4 protein-coding genes are annotated in these 3,254 nt (G+C 44.8%); 2 read left to right on the top strand and 2 right to left on the bottom strand.

The window, feature by feature from the left end; all coding sequences use genetic code 11:
• Nucleotides 1–98 precede the first annotated feature (98 nt).
• Both HPY90_RS15565 and HPY90_RS15560 read right to left on the bottom strand, forming a co-directional pair.
• Nucleotides 99–377 (bottom strand): hypothetical protein, encoded by a 279-nt coding sequence (locus tag HPY90_RS15565; protein ID WP_287195846.1) that lies wholly within the window; start codon nt 375–377, stop codon nt 99–101.
• Between the two features lie 259 nt (nt 378–636).
• Nucleotides 637–1,962, bottom strand: a complete 1,326-nt coding sequence (locus HPY90_RS15560) for an ISNCY family transposase (RefSeq protein WP_287195844.1) — start codon at nt 1,960–1,962, stop codon at nt 637–639.
• Between the two features lie 302 nt (nt 1,963–2,264).
• Here HPY90_RS15560 and HPY90_RS15555 point away from each other — a divergent pair, with 302 nt between their 5' ends.
• Nucleotides 2,265–2,435: a hypothetical protein gene (locus HPY90_RS15555; protein ID WP_287195842.1), complete on the top strand. Its 171-nt coding sequence runs from the start codon at nt 2,265–2,267 to the stop codon at nt 2,433–2,435.
• Between the two features lie 65 nt (nt 2,436–2,500).
• A partial coding sequence (locus HPY90_RS15550) for a FeoB small GTPase domain-containing protein (protein WP_287195840.1) occupies nt 2,501–3,254 on the top strand: 754 nt, incomplete at its 3' end.

The raw sequence follows: 3,254 nt of genomic DNA, 5'->3' as shown, positions 1-3,254 counted from the left end.
TGTCAATGTTCTATGAAAATGTCACCTAAAAAGAGGGTGATTTATTCTGAGAAAATGTCACCCCTCTATTCAAGTAAATTTATTACAGATTACATTTTTCACTGATAGGATGTAGGTTGCCTCGGGGGCTCTGCCCCCGAACCCCCGGAGTTTAACGCTGGGTTCTCCCAGGGATAGGTTAGATGTGTAACTCCATATGGCCGTAGTTTTTTCTCCAACTGCTCACAAATGTCCTGTTCTGTATACTCATGCACATGTCCTTCATCATCAGTTTCCAAGTTTCCATACTGAACCAACAATTCTTTTTCAAGGTTAGCAGGGATTGATATTCTCATGTTTTCCAAAATTATTTTTAACTGTTTCTTGGTCAGTATCATCACTGTTTCCTCCATTTCTTCATTGCGAAAGTCCTGATTCCCTTATCCAGTTACTTGGACCCGGGAACAAGAATATTGGTCTGGCGCCTGAAATAGCTCTAGATGGGGTGTAGAGGTGACGATAAAGGGCCACCTCTCTATCCCCGGCAGAAATCTTTCGACTGCTCGGGTTGCTCTCCAGCATTGCCCTATCCTTTCGAAAGACAAGAGCCGTTTACTAGTGTTACCAAATCATAGGAGAAATCATATACACAAAATTTTATCTCCAGGCAAGTCTGGAACTGTACAGAGCATCAAGAATTTCCCGGTCTGATTCGTCGTATATGGTCGTGGGAAATGCGATAGTTTTGGTGCGCCAGGGGTGGTTTTCTGCGGGCTTAATAGGTATACGCGGTTTCTTTGGCTGTTTAGGAGCTGTTTCTTTTACCGGCAACTGTTCCACTACCTCAACATCATAGATTGAGCCACTGTATTGCACCTTTAAGCCGAACTGAGGGCTTTTTAACACGGTGATTTTAACCTTAGGAATTATCGGCATCGGTTTACCGTTGCGAATAACCCTGTAATAAACACTTCCGTAAGAAAACGCAGACCCGTGGTCAACCTGTCTTGTTTCTTTGATGCATAAGATGTGGTCGAGGTTAATATTATCGTCAAGATTATGGAAAGCGGACTGGGGTTCTCTGGGCTCAACAGCGAACTTTTCATTGTACTTGCTAATAAAGGCAGCTAAAAAGGCATTAGCTTCCTCAATAGTGGTAATACCGGCAATATTTAATTCAACGGGAAGCCTGCTTTGCAAAGTCTCCCATAGCCTTTCAATACGTCCCTTTGCTTGAGCTGTTTTGGCCCAGATAAGGTTAATACCTAGTTCACTCATGGCCCTGCCGAATTGAGTAGCTTTTACTCTCTTGCCACTTAATTCATCTTCTAGCGATAATTTATCAGTCTTGGGAGAACGAAAGATCGTATGACGGTCGGCATATACGGCCAGTGGCACACCGTTATTGGAGATTACAGTCTTCATAATTCGGAAATAGCCTTCAAGGCACTCGTTAGGAGCGAAAAACAAAGCCAATATTTCTCCTGTTGCATCATCAACGGCCCCATGAAGCGAGCATTCTTCATTGTTAAAAAACCAGGCGTGAGGGCTAGCATCAACTATTACCAGCATCCCTCTTCGAGGCTTTCTTTTCCTGCGTTTATGGAGCTTTATCTTAGTATGTTTCTTCGGGCTTGTAATTCCGTTTGAAACAAGTATTCGATAGATTGAGGGTTTACTAAGACTAATAGACTCATATTCTTCAAGTAACTCTTGAAAATGCGAGAAATTGGCTCTCGAATACTTTTCTAAGTTCTTCTTCTCAACTACTAAATTCTTAATTTCATCAGAGAGAGCATGTGGAGGTTTTCGGCCCCTATTCTTATGGATTACGAACGCCTCGCCATATTCTTTAACCCCCTTCTTAAGGCGTTTTACCTGGCGTTCGCTTAGGCCTAAAGTCTCAGCAGCCTCACTGATAGTCATTTTCCCGTCAAGTAAGCAACGGGCAATGTAAAGCTTGTTTCGTTCGTTCTGTGTCATTGTTAATATCATCCTTCCATTCTAACCAAGGTGACATTTTCTCAGAAATATTTCAGGGTGACATTTTCACAGAACAAACACATAATTGAAAAATTTCACTTGACATTGAAGGCAAATTGTTCTATTTTATAAGCAGATAGTTAGGCAAACCTAACAACTCTGAATATTAGTAGAGTATAACATACCGAAGATTATAGCACTTATTTTTTCGGGAAAAAGTTAGGACGACCTAACAAAAACCTGCGCACCAAAGCATGAAAAGCAGCGTAACAAAAGCGCGAGAACTAAGGGGTGATAGGGTAATGGAAAAAATCATCGTCCTGCTGATTTGTGGGTTGGCCATCTGGGGTTTGATCCGTCATTTCCGCAGGAGTGTCGAGAAGAAAGATGATTGTGCAACGTGCAGCGGGTGCGGCGGAAGTTATTCCTGCAGTGCAAATAACGATAAAAAAGTGAAGCAGGTTCAGGTATGAATTATGAATAAAAGAGAAGAAGCGGGAATGGTAGAAATCACTGCGGAAGGAGAAGATGAGAAGCGATGAAGAAAAAACTGACGGTGGCTTTAGCCGGAAACCCTAATGCAGGCAAAACAACCATCTTCAACAACCTGACGGGCACCAGGCAACACGTGGGCAATTATCCAGGGGTAACGGTGGAAAAGAAGGAAGGGAAGGCGTACCACGGTGAGGTGGAGATTAATGTCATCGATTTACCCGGCACCTACAGTCTTACCTCGTATTCTCCCGAGGAGGTAATAGCCCGTAAAGTCCTGCTGGAAGAAGAAATTGATGTTGTAATCCATGTGGTGGACGCCTCCAATGCCGAGAGGAACCTGAATCTCACCGCCCAGTTGAAAGAACTGGGACTCCCCCTCGTTATTGCCCTGAACATGATGGATATGGCCAATGCCCAGGGAATCAGCTACGACTGCCAGCTCCTGGCCCAGTTGCTGGGAGTCCCGGTAATCCCGGTGATTGGCACGAAGAACCAGGGAACCAGGGAACTATTGGAGGCTGCAGTTTCGACAGCAGAGGGCAGGAGCGGCTTAACGGAAAAGCCCATGCGATATCCAGGTACCATTGAAGAACAGATCAGTTTGATCCAGTCCGTCCTTCCCCCCGACCTGGGGATGGCCCAGGCCAAAGGAGAGAGAAAAGAATTCTTGCGCCGCTGGCTTGCCATCAAACTCCTGGAGCATGACCGGGACGCCCTGCATAGTGTCAAGACAATGGCCGGTTACGAAGATGTCATGAGACAGGTGGAGAAAAGCCGCCAGGTTTTACTGCAGTACG

The organism is Syntrophothermus sp. (assembly GCF_013314835.1).
Lineage (GTDB): Bacteria > Bacillota > Syntrophomonadia > Syntrophomonadales > Syntrophothermaceae > Syntrophothermus > Syntrophothermus lipocalidus.
This window is presented reverse-complemented; position numbering and strand designations above follow the sequence as displayed.